The 16,011-nt window shown below is 71.4% G+C and carries 14 protein-coding genes; 10 read left to right on the forward strand and 4 right to left on the reverse strand.

Annotated elements, in window-relative coordinates; translation table 11 throughout:
* Positions 1-5: 5 nt before the first annotated feature.
* Together SFY69_00925 and rpsD are read right to left on the reverse strand one after the other, a co-directional pair.
* On the reverse strand, positions 6-2,027 hold the full coding sequence (locus SFY69_00925) for a hypothetical protein (GenBank protein ID MDX2130596.1): 2,022 nt from the start codon (positions 2,025-2,027) through the stop codon (positions 6-8).
* Positions 2,028-2,164: 137 nt separating this feature from the next.
* A complete protein-coding gene (gene rpsD / locus SFY69_00930) occupies positions 2,165-2,764 on the reverse strand; it encodes a 30S ribosomal protein S4 (GenBank protein ID MDX2130597.1) in 600 nt (199 codons plus the stop codon).
* Positions 2,765-3,039: 275 nt separating this feature from the next.
* On the opposite strand from rpsD, the gene purF reads away from it, so the two are divergent.
* From purF to SFY69_00965, 7 genes are all read left to right on the forward strand, one after another.
* A complete protein-coding gene (gene purF / locus SFY69_00935) occupies positions 3,040-4,515 on the forward strand; it encodes an amidophosphoribosyltransferase (protein MDX2130598.1) in 1,476 nt (491 codons plus the stop codon).
* Between the two features lie 243 nt (positions 4,516-4,758).
* Complete coding sequence (locus SFY69_00940; protein MDX2130599.1) at positions 4,759-5,022, forward strand: hypothetical protein; 264 nt, start codon at positions 4,759-4,761, stop codon at positions 5,020-5,022.
* Positions 5,023-5,028: 6 nt separating this feature from the next.
* Entirely contained in the window at positions 5,029-6,015 is a 987-nt protein-coding gene (locus SFY69_00945) for an MqnA/MqnD/SBP family protein (GenBank protein ID MDX2130600.1), read from the forward strand.
* A gap of 157 nt (positions 6,016-6,172) precedes the next feature.
* The gene (locus SFY69_00950; protein ID MDX2130601.1) at positions 6,173-6,895 is read left to right on the forward strand and encodes a fumarylacetoacetate hydrolase family protein; all 723 of its coding nucleotides are present in this window, start codon (positions 6,173-6,175) and stop codon (positions 6,893-6,895) included.
* Between the two features lie 9 nt (positions 6,896-6,904).
* Positions 6,905-7,384 carry an SsrA-binding protein SmpB gene (gene smpB, locus SFY69_00955; GenBank protein MDX2130602.1) on the forward strand — a complete coding sequence of 160 codons (480 nt, stop codon included), beginning with the start codon at positions 6,905-6,907 and terminating at the stop codon, positions 7,382-7,384.
* Between the two features lie 103 nt (positions 7,385-7,487).
* Positions 7,488-9,374 carry a tetratricopeptide repeat protein gene (locus SFY69_00960; GenBank protein MDX2130603.1) on the forward strand — a complete coding sequence of 629 codons (1,887 nt, stop codon included), beginning with the start codon at positions 7,488-7,490 and terminating at the stop codon, positions 9,372-9,374.
* A gap of 162 nt (positions 9,375-9,536) precedes the next feature.
* Positions 9,537-10,034, forward strand: a complete 498-nt coding sequence (locus SFY69_00965; GenBank protein ID MDX2130604.1) for a hypothetical protein — start codon at positions 9,537-9,539, stop codon at positions 10,032-10,034.
* A gap of 12 nt (positions 10,035-10,046) precedes the next feature.
* Here SFY69_00965 and SFY69_00970 read toward each other — a convergent pair whose 3' ends face one another.
* The gene (locus SFY69_00970) at positions 10,047-11,024 is read right to left on the reverse strand and encodes a PrsW family intramembrane metalloprotease (protein MDX2130605.1); all 978 of its coding nucleotides are present in this window, start codon (positions 11,022-11,024) and stop codon (positions 10,047-10,049) included.
* Between the two features lie 49 nt (positions 11,025-11,073).
* A complete protein-coding gene (locus SFY69_00975; protein ID MDX2130606.1) occupies positions 11,074-11,931 on the reverse strand; it encodes a fructosamine kinase family protein in 858 nt (285 codons plus the stop codon).
* 118 nt (positions 11,932-12,049) lie between these two features.
* Between SFY69_00975 and SFY69_00980 the strand changes: the two genes are divergently transcribed.
* The 3 genes from SFY69_00980 (at position 12,050) to SFY69_00990 (ending at position 15,902) form a co-directional block, all read left to right on the forward strand.
* On the forward strand, positions 12,050-13,609 hold the full coding sequence (locus SFY69_00980) for an immunoglobulin domain-containing protein (protein ID MDX2130607.1): 1,560 nt from the start codon (positions 12,050-12,052) through the stop codon (positions 13,607-13,609).
* Positions 13,610-13,783: 174 nt separating this feature from the next.
* The gene (locus SFY69_00985) at positions 13,784-14,146 is read left to right on the forward strand and encodes an RNA-binding protein (protein ID MDX2130608.1); all 363 of its coding nucleotides are present in this window, start codon (positions 13,784-13,786) and stop codon (positions 14,144-14,146) included.
* 190 nt (positions 14,147-14,336) lie between these two features.
* The gene (locus SFY69_00990; protein ID MDX2130609.1) at positions 14,337-15,902 is read left to right on the forward strand and encodes a glycosyltransferase family 39 protein; all 1,566 of its coding nucleotides are present in this window, start codon (positions 14,337-14,339) and stop codon (positions 15,900-15,902) included.
* The last annotated feature ends 109 nt before the right edge of the window (positions 15,903-16,011 follow it).

Here is a 16,011-nt window from a genome sequence, read left to right on the forward strand (position 1 = left end):
GCGATTCAGCCGGCGGGCGTCGGCGCGGGGTCGGCCGGCGGAGCGTCCACGGTCGGGTCCGGCTCGCCGCCCTCGATCTCGCCCTTGGGGCGAAGATCGCGGTACGCCAGGCGCGCCTTGACCGCCTCGAGCGAGAACGCGTTGGAGATCTGCGCCGTCGCCGCGGTCGCCTCTTGCGCGAGCAGGCGGCGCAGCCCGCTCTCGGAGACCGAGCGCAGGCTCTCCTGCGTCAGGGGCACCGGGTAGGTCACCTGGATGACGCCGACGCTCAGCGACTTGGGCAGCGGGATGACGAACGTGCGGGCGCTGACATTCGAGGCGTCGGGCGCCACGGTGAAGCCCAGGCGCTTCACGCCGTCCATGATCGCGTCGCGCACCTCGGGAATGTCGAGCGACGCCGCGTCGCGCGAACCCCCGACGATGCGGCGCGAGATCTGCAGGTTCGAGATCGGCGCGATGCCGGGGGTGGCGGGCAGCGGGCCATCGGCGGGCCTGGCGAAGAGCTCGCCCACCGCCGCCAGCCCGGCGGAGGTCGCGAGTTCGCGGTAGGTGGGGGCCTCGGACACGAGCTTGTCGTACGCCCACTTGCGGCGCACGTCGCGCTCGACCTCGGCGCGGACTTCGTCGATGGAATCCGGGGGCGAGGGGAGGCGCGCCTCGAGCACGTGCAGGTAGAAGCGATCGCCGTCGGGCGCGGTGAGATGCTGGTCGAAGGGGAACCCGGCCTGCAGGCCCAGGGCCGCGGCGGGGCTCAGTTCGTGCGTGGCGCCCAAGAGCTGCTCGAACGTCACGCGCCGGGTGGGGCTGGCGAGCACCGCCTCGCCGATCCCCGGGAGCAGGCGCGCGTCGCGGACGAGCGTCCACTGCGCGATGCGGGCGGTGACGGTGGGCGTGGGAACCTGCACGCCCGTGAGCTCGGACACGGTCTTGGCGACGTCGGCCGCCAGGGCGGTGAGCGTCGGCCCGCGCGAGGCCCAGTCGGCGGGCAGCACCTTGTAGAAGTTGTTGGTGGGCAGCCCGCGCGCGGCGTTCTTGAGGCGCGACTTGTAGATCGAGTCGAACTGGTTGACGATCTCGTCGACCTTCGCGTTGCGCAGCGCCGTCTCGACGTTCGCGCGTTCGGCGTCGTACTCGCCGGGGAACGAGCCCCGGTTCTTCTGGTAGTGCCGGCTCACCTCGACGGGGTCGAGCGTCACCGCGGCGCCCACCGCGTTGCGCGAGAGCTCCAGCCACTCGAGCTTCACGCGGGGGGGCTGCACGTACCCGAACCCGTGCTCGCCCTCGCCGGGGTTGACCGCCTTGTACCGCTCGTACTGGGCCTGCACCTGCTCGGGCGTGGGCGCGGGCGTCTCGTTCGAGATGCGCTCCGCGGGGATGATCACGGCGTCGGCGAGCGTGCCGCTGAACATGTCGAACGCGTCGGCCCGCAACTGGCGGTCGGAGAGGCGGGCGGCGTTGCTGTAGGCATCGATCAGACGGATGATGCCCCGCAGCTTCGCCAGCGTGAGGTCGAACTGGTCTTCGGAGAGGCGCGCGTTGGAGACGAGCTGCGCACGCGCCGCTTCGAAGCGCCCCTGGACGTTCTCCACCTGGCTGCGGAAGAACGTCGGATTCGAGAAGACGAAGTTCGCGAAGCCCGGCATCCGGGAGTCCTGAAGCCGCACCTCGGCGGCGGCCTCGGTCTCGGCGAGCTGTCCCAGCCACCCGGGGTCGGCGCCGTCGCCCTCCTCGCCCACGAGCCCGGCGCGTTCCGCTTCCATCACCAGCAGTTGCCAGTGCAGGCCGGATTCGATGCCCAGGTCGAAGCCCACCGTGCCGGGCGCGAAGTCGCGCATGAGTTCGTAGTCGCGGGCCGCCTGGTCCGAGTCGAGCGCGTAGATCACCTGCCCGCCGGCCTCGGCGAGCTTGGTCTTGCGCGGGTCGGGCTTGAAGAGATCGGCGGTCCCGGAAAACAGGAACGTCGTGATGAGCAGCACGCCGAAGCCGGCGAGCAGCCACTTGCGGTTCTTGCGGAAAACCTTGACCATCCGCGCGGGGCCTCACGACTGGGGCCCGCCTCGGGGCCCGGATATGAAACACGGGCGACCGGACGCGCCGTCCGATCGCCCGAGACAAGCGTACGCACCGCTCGGCGGGGCGCCCGGCGAGCGCCCGCCGCGGCGATTCAGCGGTAGAACTCGATGATCAGGTTCGTGTTGACGTCGAAGGGGATCTGGTCGGTCGTCGGGATGGCGACGATGCGCACCGTGAGCTCCGACGGGTTGAGGTCGATCCACCCGGGCACCTCGAAGCCCGCGAGCGACTCCATCGCCTCGCGCGCCAGCTTCTGCGCCCTGGGCTTGAGCGTCAGCACGTCGCCCACGCCGACGAGCGCGCTCGGGCGGTCGGTCTTGCGACCGTTCAGCAGCACGTGCCCGTGGGCGACCATCTGCCGTGCGGCCCAGATGGTGCGCGCCAGCCCGGCGCGACGGATGACGTTGTCGAGGCGGCGCTCGAGCAGCTGCAGGAGCATGTCGCCGGAGTTGCCGGGCATGCTCGAGGCGTTCTCGAAGACGCGCCGGAACTGCTTCTCGAGCACGCCGTAGTGGAACTTGAGCTTCTGCTTCTCGTTCAGGCGCACGCCGTAGTCGCGCAGACGCCGCCCCCGGAAGCCGTGCATGCCGGGGAACACGAGCTGGCGCTTGGACGTGTGCTTGGGGTTGTCGGCGATGGGCACGCCGACACGACGGGACAACTTGACCTTGGGACCGGTGTACCGGGCCATGCGGGAAACCTCCGTCTCCGTGCCGACGCCCGACATGCCCGCAACCGGGCGTGAAGCGTCAACGCGGGTGTCCGCGAGTGTGCGGACGATCTGCGCCGGGTGGCCGAGACTTCGGGCCGGCTGGTGAGATCCGGGCATTTCGATGCCAGGGAGGGAATGAAAGGGGGTCGGCGGGCGAAGGTCAAGGCGAACGCGGGGCGGTGCCGGCCCGTGCTGCGCGAGGGCGTCGTCCGAATGATCGGGTGCTGTTCGTCGCGACGCCCTAGCATCGCCCGATGACCCGCGTCGTGCACCTGCCGCAGTTCTCCGCATCGTACGAACGGCCAAAGGAAAAATGCGCGGTCTTTGGCGTCTGGGGGCACGACGACGGCGCCCGCCTCGCCTACCTGGGCCTGTACGCCCAGCAGCACCGGGGGCAGGAGTCCAGCGGCATCGCCGTGAGCGACGGGCGCGTGCTGGGAGCCTTCACCGGCATGGGCCTGGTGCCCGAGGTCTTCGACGCCGACACGCTCGCCCGCATCGAGCGCCTCGGGCGGCGGGGCGCGATCGGGCACAACCGCTACTCCACCGCCGGGGGCTCGCTCTCGTGCAACGCCCAGCCCCTGCTGGAGCGGTACGTGGGCGGGCAGGTGGCCATCGCGCACAACGGGAATCTCATCAACGCCGACGCCCTGCGGGCGCGCTTCGAGCGCGCGGGGCACCTGTTCCACACGACCAGCGACACCGAGGTCATCGTGCACCTGCTGGCTTCGCCCGCGCAGCAGCAGGCCCCGGACCCGCTCGCCGCCACGCTGCGGCACCTGCAGGGCGCGTTCAGCCTGGTGTTCCTGTTCCCGGACCGCATCGAAGCGGCGCGCGATCCCTGGGGCTGGAGGCCGCTGAGCATCGGGCGCCTGGAGAGCGGGCAGTACGTCGTGGCGAGCGAGACGGTGGCGCTCGACGTGCTGGCGGCGACGTTCGTGCGCGACGTCGAGCCCGGGGAGATCGTGACGCTGTCGGACCGGGGGCTGGAGCGCCGCCGGTTCGCGGACGTCGCGTCGCGTCCGGCGCTGTGCGCGTTCGAGCACGTGTACTTCGCGCACCCCGCGAGCCGCGTCTTCGGGCAGAACGTCGAACTGGCGCGTGAGCGCATGGGCGAGACGCTCGCGAAGGAAGCCCCGCCCCCGCAGGGCGTGGACTTCGTGGTGCCCATGCCCGACAGCGGGCGGAGCGCGGCGTTGGGGTTCGCCCGTGCCGCGGGAACGCCCTACCGCGAGGCGATCGTGCCGAACCGCTACGTGGGGCGGACGTTCATCAAGCCGACGCAGACCGAGCGGAACGCGGCGGTGCGCCTCAAGCTCAACATCATCGACGAACTCGTACGCGGCAAGCGCCTGGTCATCGTCGACGATTCCATCGTCCGCGGCACGACGACCAAGGTGAAGATGGACCAGCTCCGGGCGGCGGGGGCCGAGGAGATCCATCTGCGCATCAGTTGCCCGCCGATCCGCAACCCGTGCTACTTCGGCGTCGACTTCGCCGAGCGCAGCCAGCTCATCGCGAACGGTCGGACCGAAGAGGACATCCGCCGGTACCTCGGCGTCGACAGCCTGCACTACCTCTCGCTCCCGGGGCTGCTCTCGTGCATGCGCGAGAAGCCCGAGCACTACTGCACCGCCTGCTGGAGCGGCGATTACCGACTCGACCCGGATCATCCGGAGGGCGAATGGGAGATCGAGCCGGCCCAGATGAAGATCTTCGGAAGTGCGTGACGGGGGCGGCGCGTGTCGGGGGTGCGCATGGCGGGCGGAGTGCGGAGAGTGCGCTTTCGCGGGTACGGCAGGTATGACGTGGACGATGATCGCGGGGTACCCCAGAGGATGCTGCCGCGAACACTCCGCCCGCACCAGCCAGCGCGCGGGTGGCTTTGGCGCGAGAGTACCGCGCGGGATCGGGCGGTGGCGCTCGCGATGTCGGTGGTGTTTGGCGCGTGGATCGCTTTCTTTGTTGTCCGCATGAACGTCGACGTTGGCCCTGAGCTCAACCGGGCGTTCATCGTGGCGACGTACTCGGTCATCGTGCTGCTCGGGTGGGTGTACCCGATGTTCGGGCAGCTCCATGCCCGGGCGCTCGTCAACGCCTGCATCGCGGCCCGCGCCTGCCCGTCGTGCCGGTACGAGTTCGGCGAGCTTCCCGCGCGCGACGACGGCTGCGTGACATGCCCGGAGTGCGGGGCCGGCTGGCGTGTTCCCGGTGCTCCCGCCGATCGCGGGCAATGATCGGGCATGCCCGACGACCGACCAACGCTCGCGCTCGCGCACTCCGCCGACCCGGACGACGTGTTCATGTGGTGGCCGCTGACGGGGATCGTCGGTGTTGAGGGGGGTGTCGGCGTGAATGGAGGCGCCGGCGACGGGGTGGGCCCCGCGATCGACACCGGGCGGTTTGTCTATCGCAGCGTGCCGGGCGACATCGCCGCGTTCAATCGCCTGGCTTCCGGCCCCGCCCCGCACGACATCACCGCGCTCTCGGTGCGGGCCTACGCCGACGTCGCCGATCGCTACGTGCTCACGTCGTGCGGCGCGTCGTTCGGCCTCGGGTACGGGCCCAAGGTCGTCGCGCGCGTCGGCGGCCCGGGTGCGCACGATCTCCATCGACCCGACGTCCGCATCGCCATCCCCGGGCGCGAGACCTCCGCGTTCCTCACCCTCGCGCTGTGCCTGGGGCTGCGGGGCGACGCGGGCCCGCGGGGGGCATCGCCCGCGCACCCGCGCTTCGTCGAGACGCCCTTCGACGCGATCATCCCCGCGGTGGTGGAGGGGCGGGTCGACGCCGGTCTGGTGATCCACGAAGGGCAGGTGCTCTTCGAGCGCGCCGGGCTGCGACAGGCGATCGACCTGGGGCAGTGGTGGGGCGAGACGCGCGGCCTGCCGCTGCCGCTGGGCGTGAACGCGGTGAAGCGCGACCTCGACGCGCGCTTCGGCCCCGGCACGATCGCGCACGTCGCCGAGCGCCTCCGCGCGTCGCTGGCGCACGCGCTGGCCCATCGCGACGAATCGCTCCGCGCCTGCGTGCCCTTCGCGCGGGTGAACGCGCTGCGCAGCGGAATTCCGGAGCCTGACCTCGCCACCATTGATCGGTACGTCGCGATGTACGTCAATCGATACACGCAGGACATGGCGGGCGAGGGGCGGGCCGCGATCGCGAGGCTGCTCGCCGAGGGCGCCGACGCCGGCCTCTGCCCGCGCACGAACCCCATCGATGTCGTCTAGCAGCCCCGCGCGCCGCCCGCCAACACCCAGCCCCCGGCCCCCTTCCGAGCGCCTACTTCCTGCTGCCTTTCCCGAATGCCGAATGCCGAGTGCCTTCTTCCTGCTGCCTTCCCATTCCTGAGGTCTTCCCTTCCCCTCCTCCCGCCTACCTTCCCCCATGGAACTGGTGCGTGTCCCAACCGGCATCGGCGTGCGGGCGCCCGAGGGCGTCACGCCCATCCCCGCGATCCTCGGCATCGGCATGAACTACGCCGCCCATGCGATGGAGCAGGGCAAGGGCGTGCCCGAGCGTCCGGTGGTGTTCACCAAGAACCTCGCTGCTGGCGCGCTCTCGGGCGATGAGATCCGCGTGCCCAAGGTGTGCCAGGAGCGCCCGCAGGTGGACTTCGAGGGCGAACTGGGCGTGGTCATCGGGCGCCGGCGCGACGGGCGCCCGGTGCGCGACGTCCCCGCCGACGAGGCCCTCGCGTGCGTGTGGGGCTACGTCGTCGCGAACGACGTGTCGGCCCGCTGGTGGCAGAAGGAAGGCTCGGGCGGGCAGTTCTGGCGTGGCAAGTCGTTCGACACCTTCTGCCCCGTCGGCCCGCGCGTGGTGCCGGCGGCGGAGGTTGGCGATCCGCAGGCCCTGCGCCTCGTGACGAAGGTCAACGGCGCCGTCATGCAGGACACCCGCACGTCGGACATGATCTTCGACGTCGCGCGTCTCGTCAGCGACCTCTCGCGCGGGATCACGCTGCTGGCGGGAACGCTCATCCTGACGGGCACGCCCAGCGGCGTGGGCATGGCCCGCATGCCGCCGGTGTTCCTGAAGGACGGCGACGAGGTCGAGATCGAGATCGAGCGAGTGGGGGCGATCCGCAACCGCGTGCGGTTCGAGTAGGAACGCGCGATGGCGAAGAAGGCGCAGGCCCCGAACAACACACCGACGATCGAGAATCGGCGGGCGCGGTTCGAGTACCACATCGGCGAGACGCTGGAGGTGGGAATGCTGCTGCGCGGCAGCGAGGTCAAGAGCGTGCGCGACGGGAAGGTGTCGCTCGCCGAGGGGTTCGTGATGGCGCGCACCGACCCCCTGCACCTGGAACTGCTGAACGTCGAGATCGGCGAGTACTCGCCCGCCGCGGCGCTCGGGCACCGCCCGAAGCGGTCGCGCACGCTGCTGGCGCACAAGCGCGAGATCGTGAAGCTGGCCAAGGCGCTGGAGACCAAGGGCGCGACGATCGTGCCGCTGCGGCTGTACTTCAAGAACGGGTACGCGAAGCTGCTCATCGCGGTGGCGAAGGGCAAGACGGCGCACGACAAGCGCGAGGCCATCGGCAAGCGCGAGGCCGACCGCGACATCCAGCGGGCGATGAGCCGCCGGCGCTGAGGCGCGGGCCTCGGGTACCATGCCCGCCATGCGAGGCGGGACACCACACCGCAAATGGCGAGGCGCCCCGGCGCGCCGGGTCGGCGCGTCAGGACGGGTGGGTGTGCCGTCCGCCGCGGGGGCGTTCGCGAGCGCCGGATCATCGGCGGACGCCGGTGCCCGCGCGTCGATCGTGTGGTGGTGCGTGCTCGTCGCCATCGGCGGTCTCGTGCCGTTCTTGCCCGCGATCTCCGGCGGGTTCTCCGACTTCGACGACGTCGGGTTCCTGCTCGAAGTCGACGCCTGGCGCGGGCTGGGCGCGGACAACCTCGCGTGGATGTTCGGCACGGCCCACCTCGGGCACTACCAGCCGCTGACGTACCTCTCGTACGCGATCGAGCACTCGCTCTTCGGGCTCGACGCGCGCGTGTTCCACGCGACGAACATCGCGCTGCACGCGCTCAACGCGGTGCTCGTCTTTCTCCTGGCGCGGCGTCTGCTCGTGCTGGCACGCGTGACGCCCCACGACGGGGCCTACGCCGAGGCGCCCTCAACGTCGAAAGGTGCGGACCAGCACAATCCGGCAATGTTGATCGGCGCCGCCGCGGGGGCGCTTCTGTGGGCCGTCCACCCCTTGCGCGTCGAGAGCGTCGCGTGGATCACGGAGCGGCGCGACGTGCTCAGCGCGGCGTTGCTGTTCGCCGGAACACTCGCGTATCTGCGCAGCGCGGAGCACCCCGAACCTGCCCCCGCGTCGGCCAGGTGGTACTGGCTGTCCGTCGCGTTGGTCGCGCTGTCGCTGCTCGCGAAGGCCTGGGGCATCACGTTTGTCGCGGTGGCCATCCTCCTGGACATCTACCCGCTGCGCCGGCTGTCGTGGCGAGCGGCCGTCACGTCGCGTCGTGCCGCCGCCGCGCGCGTGCTCGCGCAGAAGATCCCCTTCGCGGTCCTCGCGCTCGTGTTCGCGGGTATCGCCTCCTGGGCCCAGCGCACCGCCGGGCCCGGCACCGTCAAGTCGCTGGGCGAGTGGGGCGTCGCGGAGCGTGCCGCCCAGAGCGCGTACGGCCTGGTCTTCTACCTCTGGAAGACACTCTGGCCGGCGGACCTGAGCGCGCTCTACGAACTTCCAATCCGGATCGTGTGGACCGACGCTCGATGGGCGAGCGCCGCTGTGATCGTGACGCTTCTGGGCGCCGGCGCCATCGCGTTGCGACGACGCGTTCCCGGCGTGGCGTGCGCACTGGCGGCATACGCCATCGTCGTGTCGCCGGTCCTGGGGGTGATGCAGAGCGGCATCCAACTCGTCGCCGATCGTTACTCGTACCTGGCGATCGTGCCCGTCATGATCCTGCTCGGCGCGGGCGTTGCGTGGGTGTGGAGGGAAGGGCCGGCCCGCTGGCCGCACGCCCGGCGCGCGGCGACGGCCTTCGGCGGCGTCGTGCTGCTCGTCCTCGGCGCCCTCTCTTGGCAGCGCAGCGGCTTGTGGGGGTCGACGCTCGCGCTCTGGGAAGACGCCGTGGCCAACGGGCACGACGGCTTCGTGACGCGCAACTTTCTCGGCACGCAACTGGAGAAGGCCAAGCGTCCGCGCGAGGCCATCGAGCAGTATCGGCGCAGCCTGGCCTTCAACGACCGCTATGCCGACAGTTGGCTCGGCCTGGGGACGTCGCACCGCGCGCTGGGCGAGTTCGCGGAGGCGGAGGCCGCCTTCCGTCGGGCCGCCGATTTTGCGCCCGATCCCACCCGCGCGCACCTGGCGTTGGGCACGCTGTACATGACCGACCTCGGGCGGCCCGCCGACGCGATCGCGGCGCTCCGGGCCGGCGCCGAATGGGCCAGAGCCCACGGAAACCCGTCCGCGAGCGGGGCGATCTTCATCACGCTCGCCGCGGCGTACGGCATGACGGGCGACGAGGCTGCGGCGGTGCCGTGGCTGCGCGAGGCTGCGCGGTGGCCCGACACGCGGGCGGCGGCGAACGAGTTACTTCGCGATCTGGGGCAACCGCTTTAGTGGCGTGGGGATACGGCGCGAACGCACGACCGCACGCCTCGACTTCGCGGATCCGCGGCGGAACCGGTTTGATCGCTGTGCGTCCGACCGCGTGGGGCGTGCTCGGGTCCGTCGCGTGGCGACGGCGGTGCCGCCCAAACCATGTGAACTCGGAGACTCGTGATGCGCCAGAACCAGGGGTGGTCGTCGGTGTGGATCGTGCCGGTGTGCGTGGTGGGGCTGCTGGGCGCGGGCGGCGCCGGGCCGCTGCCTGAAGGGCAGGCGCCGGTGCGCGAACTGCTGTCGCAAAGCACGTGGTCGGTGTCGATCAACGGGCAGCGGATCCTGGTAGACGCCGCGGCGTGGCGCGACTTCATGCCCCCGACGGGCGAATCCAGGAGCCCGTGCTTTCTCAACATCACGCTGCGCCCGCAGGAGGGCGAGACGCTGCCCGCGGGGCTGTCGGTGCGGTCGGTCGTGATGCGCCAGGGCCGGTTCACCTGGCGGCCGACGATGGTGCGCGTCGACGCTCTCTCGATCGGCGGGGGCGCGCAGGTCTTTTACGCCGGGGGCGGCCCGCCCTTCTTCACGGGCACGACGGCGAGCCTGCGATTCGAGGTGGCGACGCCCCGGGCGAGCGCCCGGGCCGAGGTGCCCGTGCGCGTCGGCGCGACGTACTAGCGTCCGCGCACGCTACCCGGCCCCGTGGGCCCGCTGCGCCCGCAGCGCGAGGATGTCGACGCGCAACTGCTCGACCCGGCGCTCCGCGCCGTCGGTGTGCCCCAGGGCCGCGTGGTGCTTGGAGATCGCCAGGCGCGTGAGCGTGCGGAAGAGACGGCGCGCGAGCGGGCCCTGCCGCCGGGCGTGGAAGTTGCCGCGGAGCGAGCACGCGGCGCGGCATTCCTCGTCGGAGAGCGTGCCGCGCGCCACTTCGTCGGGCAGATACTGGCGTAGCCACCGGCGCTGGCGCAGCAGCGCCCACGCGATGACGAGCGCCATCGCGACCCACTCGACCCAGTGGATCAGCAGCGCGATCACCCACCCCGCGGTGCTGAAGTACGTGACGAGCCCGTTGTGCGTCGCGTGCAGCACCATCGCGAGGAGCAGCCCCGCGACCGGGGCGGCGAGCGTGGTGAACGGATCGCGCGAGAGACGCGCGAACGCCAGCCCGATGCCGAAGCACGCGGTGAAGATCGGGTGCAGCCACCCGGCGAGCACCACGCGCGCGAAGAACGTGCCGAGCATCAGGCCGGTTCCCTGTTCGAGATACGCGTGCACGTAGAGATAGAGCACGTTCTCGGTGGCGGCGAAGCCCAGGGCCGTGATGCCCGCGTACACCACCCCGTCGAGCACGGTGTCGAACTCGTGGCGGAAGCGCAGGAAGACCCCGAGCACCGCGGCGCCCTTCACGAGTTCCTCGAGCACCGGCGCGCTCAGCACGCTGCCGAGCTCGGCGGCGAGTTTCTCGTCGCCCGTGAACGCGTACACCGTGAGGCCGAAGGCCGTGTTGCCGATGAACGCGCCGCCCGCGGCGATGATCGCGCCCCAGAGGAAGCAGCCGATGACCAGCCGCAGGGGCTCCTTCTCGAACCGGTCGATGGAATACAGAAGCAGCGCGTACAACAGCGCGGGCACGAAGCTCAGCAGCAGCGCGAGAATGAACATCCCCATCCGGACCGGCAGCATACCAGACTTCGGTGGCGACACGCGCGGGGCGCGGTCAGAATCCCAGGCGCGTCAGCGTTTCGTCGAGATGGGCGTCGTACCGGCCCGGAAACAACGCGACGTGCACGAGCACCGGGTACAGCAGGTACACGTCGCGCCGCGAATCCCAAAACCCCGCGTCGATCGGGCGCCGCGCGCCGTACTCCCGGAAGAACTCTTGCCCGAACGTGCCGAACATCGTGATGAACGCCAGTTCGACCTCCGGGTCGGCGTAGTACGGCGCCGGATCGATGAACGCCGCGACGCGGCCGGCGCGGCACAGGACGTTCCCGCCCCAGACATCCCCGTGGACCAGGCCCGGACGCGGCGTATCGGGGATGAACTCGCCGAGTCGCCCGACCAGCCGCTCCAGGCGCGCGCGGGGACTTGAGAGCAGCGACCCGCGCCGGGCGGCCAGGTCGGCCATCGTGCGCAGGCGGCGCGTGCCGTAGAACTCGACCCAACCCCGGCCGGGCGTGTTGTCCTGCGGGAGGGGGCCGATCGTGTTGGCTTCATGCAGGCCGTACGTGCCGTCCGGGCTCGTGTGGTCGTGCAGCGCGGCGAGCAGTTCTGCGGCGTGGCGCTCGACGCCCGCGCCGGAGGACCCGCCGGTGTCGACGGCGTCCATGACGAGCGCGTCGTGCGTCGCCCGGTGCACGCGGGGCGTCGGGAGGCCGGCGGCGCGGAGCAGATCGAGCATGCGAGCCTCGACGCGCAGGTCGAGCTCGCCGGGTGAGAGTTTGACGACGCGATCCTCGCCGGACGCGAGCGTGACGCGGAGCACCTCGCCCCCGACGCCGCGCGAGAGCGTGCGGCGGGCGATCGGGGGCGGATCGAACAGATCTCGAACGCAGGCCTGGAGCGACTCGCGCACGCCGGAGCGTAGCGACCGAGCCGTACGGGCCCGGGCCGGTCGGGTGTCATGGTCTAGCGCAGGCTTCACGGAGAACGCGCGTGGGCGCGGTATCCTGACGCCACCCGGGAGGTGTGACATGCGCAGTCGCGTAGTCGAGGCGTTCGCGGCGTTGGTGGTGGTGCTGACGGTCTGTCTGACGGGCGGAGCGGCCCGGGCGCAGTGCGTGGATTGGGCGGCGATCGGCACGCCGCAGAACGGGATCAACGGGCGCGTGAACGCGGTGGTGGTGTTCGACGACGGCAACGGGCCGGACGTGTACATCGGGGGCCAGTTCAGCGGCGTCGGCGCGGTGCCGGCGTTCAACATCGTGCGCTGGGACGGAGCGACGTTCTCGACGCTCGGCACGGGGGTTGACAGCGAGGTGTTCGCGCTGGCGGTGTACGACGACGGCACGGGCCCGGCGTTGTACGCGGGCGGGCGGTTCAACATCGCCGGCGGGCAGCCCGCGAACAAGCTCGCCAAGTGGAACGGCACCGCGTGGTCGGCGGTGGGCACGGGATTCAGTGGGGCGGAGGTGCGGGCCTTGCAGCCGTTCGCCGGCGCGCTGTACATCGGCGGGCAGTTCAACATCTCTCTGCCCGGCGCTTCGGCGCTCAACCTGGCGGCGTGGACGCCGGGCGGCTGGGTCCGCCCGGGCGGGCAGTACAACCTGAGCGGCGGGCGCGTCAACGCCCTCACGCTGCACCCGGTCAACGGCGTGACGTCGCTGTTCATCGGCGGGCAGTCGCTCTTCGCCAACGGCCCCGGGCCGAGCATCGCCGGCGCCGTCATCCGCTACGACGGGTTCCAATACGCCTCCGTGGGCGCGGAGGTGTCCAGCGGCGAGGTGTTCTCGCTCGCGTCGGGCATGCTCGGCGGGCAGCCGGCGCTCTTCGCGGGCGGCAACCTCTTCGTCATCGGCGGGCAGCAGGTGCAGAACCTCGCGGTGTGGACGAACACCCAGTGGGGCGCGCCCATCGGCGGCACGAGCGGCCGCGTGTGGTCGCTCGCGTGGTCGAACGGGCGGCTCATCGCGGGGGGCGAGTTCCAGTGGGCCGGGTCGTCGCAGAATCAGAACACGCAGGCCGTGGCGCAGTACGACGCGGCGCTGGGGTGGCTGCCGATCTCGTCGCGCACGCCGCCCCTGTTCATCGGCGCACGCGTGCTCGTGGTGGCGCACCTCACCGACGCGCTCGGGCCCGGGCTGTTCATCGGGGGCGAGTTCAATCGCTGCGCGGGAGTCGATGCGCGGAACATCGTGCGGAGCACGCCCGGCGTCGGGCCGATGATCTCGGGGCTCTCCCAGGGTGTTGCGAGCGTCAGCCCGGGCGGGTCGTTCACGCGGACGGCGTTCGTGTCGGGCACGCCGCCGGTTTCGCTCCGCTGGCACCGCAACGGGCAGCCGGTGTTCGACAGCGCCCGCATCTCGGGCGCGACGACGCCGTCGCTGCAGGTGACCGACGCGCAGCCCGGAGACACGGGCGTGTACACGCTGGTCGCGAGCAGCCCCTGCGGGCTCACCACCAGCGCGGCGACGGGGATCTTCGTTCCGGAGCCGAGCGAGTGCAATCCTGACTTCAACGGCGACGGCAACGTCGATCAGGACGACGTCGCGGCGCTGACGCAGACGGTGGCCGGGTCGCCGTGCCCGCAATAGCGCGGGGAGGACGCGGCGCGAGGTGACATCCCGACGCGGCGCGCCTAGCATGACGCGTCCTGTCCTGGCCCGGCCCTGTCGGTCGAGTCCTCTCAGGCTCCCGACGCTTTCTCACTCGCCCGAGTTTGAGCACCGGTTACAAGAGTCCATTCGGGCGAAGTTGGAAAGTCTCAGATGAAGAAGCTGTACGTCGGGAATCTCTCGTTCAACACCACCGAGTCCGAGCTGCGCGAGATGTTCTCGCAGTACGGCGAGGTCTCCTCGGCCTCGCTGGTCATGGACCGTGACACCGGCCGCCCCCGCGGGTTCGGGTTCGTCGAGTTCGTCAATGACGAGCACGCGCAGGCGGCGATCGCCGGCCTGAACGGCCAGAACGTCGGCGGGCGCGACCTCACCGTCAACGAGGCCAAGCCCCGTGAAGGCGGCGGCGGCGGCGGTCGTGGCGGGTTCGGCGGCAGCCGCGGCGGTGGCGGCGGCGGCGGGCGCGGTGGCTACGGCGGCGGTGGTGGTGGCGGCGGCGGCCGCGGCGGGTGGTAAACCCCCCTGTCACGCCCGTGCGTCCGGCCTGATCGGCTCCGCCGCTCCGACTGACGCCCGCCTTCCCATCCCGGAAGAACCGTGATACGAAATCGCTCTCGAGCAGGCCGGCAACCGCCGGCCTGTTTCATTTCTGCGTGAGACTTCTCGCCGAGCCTCCTCCGCCCGCGCGGTCGGTATCGTGTGCGCGATGCGGGGGCGAACCAGCGCGGACAGCACCACACCCGACGCGCGCACGCGCGTGCGCGCCGGCGCTACGACCAACACCCTCGCCGTCGCGGCGGTCGGCGCCATCGTGCTGGCCGGCCTGCTGGTGCGCCTCCCGCGCCTCACCCAGAGCCTGTGGTTCGACGAGGTCTTTCGCACGCGGGTCGTGCTCACGCCCGAGCGCATCGGGGCCCTCCTCTGGCACGACGTGCACAACCCGCTCTACAACGCCGTCATGTACGCATGGGTGCACCTGTTCGGTGATCGCGAGTGGGTCATCCGTCTGCCGGGCGTGCTCGCCGGGGCGGCGCTGGTGCTCGTCGTCTTCGCGTGGGTGCGCGAGCGGTGGGGGCGGTCCGCGGCCCGATGGGCGGCGGCGTGGCTGTGGCTCACGCCCGCGCACGTGTGGTACTCGTGCGAGGCGAAGAACAACATCGTGACCGCGCTGCTCGCGACGCTGGGCCTGTGGACGCTGGACCGCGCGTGCGTCGGGCGCACCGGGGGCAGGGTGGCGCTGGCGGCGATCGCCGGCGCGCTCGCGATCTGGACCGATTTTCAGTCGCTGCTGGTGCTGCCGTTCGCGTGGATCGCGTGGACGCTGTGGGGGCAGGGGCGTGCGCCCGAGCGGCGGGCGTGGGTGGTGCCCGTGGTGTGCGCCGTGGGGACGGTGCTGCTCGCGTCGCCGCTGCTCGTGCACAAGGCGGCCCACGCGTCAGAACTGCAGCGAGACTACCTGCGCTACTTCAGCGTGCCCGAGGCGATGCGCCTGCTGCTGGTGTACTTCCCGACGGGCAACGCGCTCGTGCCGACGGGGCAGCGGGCGTGGCCTCTGGTCGCGCTGCTCATGGCCCCGGTCGTGCTGCCCTCGCTTGTCGCGGGGGTGCGCGCGGTCGCGCGGGATTCGTCGGGGCGGGTAGTGCTGGTCGCGTTGGCCGCCCCGATGTGCGTGATGGTCGTGGCGAGCGAGATCCTGGTCGCGCGGGGCTCGGCGGCGCGGGTGTACCAGGAGCGGAACCTGCTGGTGATGCTGCCGCTGCTGGCGGCGGTGCTGGGCGTGGGCGCGATCGGCGCCGGGCGGTGGCGAGCGTTCTCGAGGTGGGGGCTGCCGATCGTGGCGCTGGTGTCGAGCGTGGGGCTGGTGACGTGGAGCGCCGGGCGTGACACGCTGATGTACCCGAACCCCGACTGGCGCGGGGCGTGCGCGTACATCGGCGGGGTTGAGGCCGGGCTGGGCGACGCATCGGAACGCGACGAGCGGGACGGCGTCGGGCGCGGGGTGCTGGTCGTCTCGCGCACGCCGATGCTGCCGGTGGAGTACTACCTGCCCCGGGCGCGCCGTGCGGAGATAGGGCGCGACGAGCCGCCCGCGCGGGCGATCCGGGCGGCCATGGAGACCGCGAACACGCTCGAGGCCTGGCTGATCGTCAACCCCAACTGGCACGGGATCGGCGCGGACGAACTCGCCGAAGTCGAGCGAGAGTTTCGCGTCGTCCAGCGGCGTGACTTCCGGCGCCTGCGCGTGCTGCGACTGCGAGCGCTCGACGAGTAGCGAGCCCGACCGATGCCGTTGCGGAACGGTGCGACGATTCAACCGCACGCAAACCCCGTGAAACTGCGTGATATACTCGCCGCTCGAGTCCGGGCCGGACTTCTGCCCG

Source organism: Planctomycetota bacterium, from assembly GCA_033763975.1.
Classification (GTDB): domain Bacteria; phylum Planctomycetota; class Phycisphaerae; order Phycisphaerales; family UBA1924; genus RI-211.

Bases quoted from the DNA above. Each gene is read 5' to 3' on its own strand.
- SFY69_00925 (MDX2130596.1), bottom strand. From the start codon at position 2,027: ATGGTCAAGGTTTTCCGCAAGAACCGCAAGTGGCTGCTCGCCGGCTTC.
- rpsD (MDX2130597.1), bottom strand. From the start codon at position 2,764: ATGGCCCGGTACACCGGTCCCAAGGTCAAGTTGTCCCGTCGTGTCGGC.
- purF (MDX2130598.1), top strand. From the start codon at position 3,040: ATGACCCGCGTCGTGCACCTGCCGCAGTTCTCCGCATCGTACGAACGG.
- SFY69_00940 (MDX2130599.1), top strand. From the start codon at position 4,759: ATGAACGTCGACGTTGGCCCTGAGCTCAACCGGGCGTTCATCGTGGCG.
- SFY69_00945 (MDX2130600.1), top strand. From the start codon at position 5,029: ATGCCCGACGACCGACCAACGCTCGCGCTCGCGCACTCCGCCGACCCG.
- SFY69_00950 (MDX2130601.1), top strand. From the start codon at position 6,173: ATGGAACTGGTGCGTGTCCCAACCGGCATCGGCGTGCGGGCGCCCGAG.
- smpB (MDX2130602.1), top strand. From the start codon at position 6,905: ATGGCGAAGAAGGCGCAGGCCCCGAACAACACACCGACGATCGAGAAT.
- SFY69_00965 (MDX2130604.1), top strand. From the start codon at position 9,537: ATGCGCCAGAACCAGGGGTGGTCGTCGGTGTGGATCGTGCCGGTGTGC.
- SFY69_00970 (MDX2130605.1), bottom strand. From the start codon at position 11,024: ATGGGGATGTTCATTCTCGCGCTGCTGCTGAGCTTCGTGCCCGCGCTG.
- SFY69_00980 (MDX2130607.1), top strand. From the start codon at position 12,050: ATGCGCAGTCGCGTAGTCGAGGCGTTCGCGGCGTTGGTGGTGGTGCTG.
- SFY69_00985 (MDX2130608.1), top strand. From the start codon at position 13,784: ATGAAGAAGCTGTACGTCGGGAATCTCTCGTTCAACACCACCGAGTCC.
- SFY69_00990 (MDX2130609.1), top strand. From the start codon at position 14,337: ATGCGGGGGCGAACCAGCGCGGACAGCACCACACCCGACGCGCGCACG.